Origin of the sequence: Streptococcus sp. AM43-2AT (assembly GCF_003603405.1) — a bacterium.
Taxonomy (GTDB): Bacteria; Bacillota; Bacilli; order Lactobacillales; family Streptococcaceae; genus Streptococcus; species Streptococcus ilei.
In genome coordinates, this window is record NZ_QTND01000010.1 from 1 (window position 1) to 1,016 (window position 1,016).

Annotated in this window: 11 tRNA genes; all 11 read right to left on the reverse strand. The window is 52.2% G+C overall.

The features are described from left to right. Position 1 precedes the first annotated feature (1 nt). The 11 genes from DW930_RS10360 to DW930_RS10410 all read right to left on the reverse strand — a co-directional run bounded on the left by DW930_RS10360 (position 2) and on the right by DW930_RS10410 (position 965). Positions 2-74: transfer RNA gene (locus tag DW930_RS10360), tRNA-Phe, on the reverse strand. A 5-nt stretch (positions 75-79) separates the two neighbouring features. Beyond that, positions 80-153: transfer RNA gene (locus tag DW930_RS10365), tRNA-Met, on the reverse strand. 9 nt (positions 154-162) lie between these two features. Then, positions 163-252: transfer RNA gene (locus tag DW930_RS10370), tRNA-Ser, on the reverse strand. Between the two features lie 9 nt (positions 253-261). Beyond that, positions 262-333: transfer RNA gene (locus tag DW930_RS10375), tRNA-Glu, on the reverse strand. 13 nt (positions 334-346) lie between these two features. Then, positions 347-420, reverse strand: a tRNA-Ile gene (locus DW930_RS10380). A gap of 33 nt (positions 421-453) precedes the next feature. Then, positions 454-524, reverse strand: a tRNA-Gly gene (locus DW930_RS10385). A gap of 17 nt (positions 525-541) precedes the next feature. Continuing rightward, a tRNA-Phe gene (locus DW930_RS10390) sits at positions 542-614 on the reverse strand. Positions 615-619: 5 nt separating this feature from the next. After that, a tRNA-Met gene (locus DW930_RS10395) sits at positions 620-693 on the reverse strand. Between the two features lie 9 nt (positions 694-702). Beyond that, positions 703-792, reverse strand: a tRNA-Ser gene (locus tag DW930_RS10400). Between the two features lie 9 nt (positions 793-801). After that, positions 802-875: transfer RNA gene (locus tag DW930_RS10405), tRNA-Ile, on the reverse strand. A gap of 16 nt (positions 876-891) precedes the next feature. Continuing rightward, positions 892-965 (reverse strand) — tRNA-Met (locus tag DW930_RS10410). Positions 966-1,016: the final 51 nt, after the last annotated feature.

Consider the following 1,016-nt stretch of genomic DNA (forward strand, 5'->3'; position numbering starts at 1 on the left):
ATGGCGCGAGACGGAATCGAACCGCCGACACATGGAGCTTCAATCCATTGCTCTACCAACTGAGCTACCGAGCCAAATATTGCGGGAGCAGGATTTGAACCTACGACCTTCGGGTTATGAGCCCGACGAGCTACCGAGCTGCTCCATCCCGCGTTAATATTAAGGAGGATGTGGGATTCGAACCCACGCACGCTTTTACACGCCTGACGGTTTTCAAGACCGTTCCCTTCAGCCGGACTTGGGTAATCCTCCAATATAATATAGTCCGTACGGGATTCGAACCCGTGTTACCGCCGTGAAAAGGCGGTGTCTTAACCCCTTGACCAACGGACCATAATATTAAAAATGGGCACGAGTGGACTCGAACCACCGACCTCACGCTTATCAGGCGTGCGCTCTAACCACCTGAGCTACGCGCCCAAGTTAAAAACTTGGTATTGAACGAATGTTCAAAGCGGGTGACGAGAATCGAACTCGCGACAACAGCTTGGAAGGCTGTAGTTTTACCACTAAACTACACCCGCTTAGTATTAAAAGAAAATGGCGCGAGACGGAATCGAACCGCCGACACATGGAGCTTCAATCCATTGCTCTACCAACTGAGCTACCGAGCCAAATATTGCGGGAGCAGGATTTGAACCTACGACCTTCGGGTTATGAGCCCGACGAGCTACCGAGCTGCTCCATCCCGCGTTAATATTAAGGAGGATGTGGGATTCGAACCCACGCACGCTTTTACACGCCTGACGGTTTTCAAGACCGTTCCCTTCAGCCGGACTTGGGTAATCCTCCAGCTAATTATGGACCTTGTAGGACTTGAACCTACGACCACTCGGTTATGAGCCGAGAGCTCTAACCAGCTGAGCTAAAGGTCCGACAAGATCAATAGTATAGCGGCGAAGGGGATCGAACCCCCGACCTCCCGGGTATGAACCGGACGCTCTAGCCAGCTGAGCTACACCGCCATAAATCGGGAAGACAGGATTCGAACCTGCGACACCTTGGTCCCAAACCAA